General features: G+C 42.2%; 1 protein-coding gene. It reads right to left on the bottom strand.

Annotated features, from left to right (window positions below; all coding sequences use genetic code 11):
- Positions 1-306 (bottom strand): Calx-beta domain-containing protein (locus ACIR310F_RS26370; protein WP_196803243.1); only part of this gene is annotated, 306 nt, incomplete at both ends.

The following is a 306-nucleotide window of genomic DNA, read 5'->3' as shown; positions in this document are numbered from 1 at the left end:
ACCCGCAAGACCAGTGAGTCTGTTATTTCGACTATTGCCAGTGATGATGTTATTAGCATCGTTACCTGTACCATTAATGTTGTTAACACCAGTCAAAATTAGATTGGTTTTTGCTGCTGCTAAAGTAGCAGTAACACCAGAAGTAACAGTATCAGTGATAGTGACAGTGCTAGTAACAAAGGGGATAGTTGCACCAACAGGGTTAGTTAATGTGATGGTAAACTTCTCGTCAGCTTCAGCGATCGCATCAGCCCTAACAGGAATAGTAATAGTCTTGCTTGTCTGACCAGCCGCAAAAGTGAGAGT

The organism is Dolichospermum circinale AWQC310F (assembly GCF_000426925.1).
Taxonomy (GTDB): Bacteria; Cyanobacteriota; Cyanobacteriia; order Cyanobacteriales; family Nostocaceae; genus Dolichospermum; species Dolichospermum circinale.
This window is presented reverse-complemented; position numbering and strand designations above follow the sequence as displayed.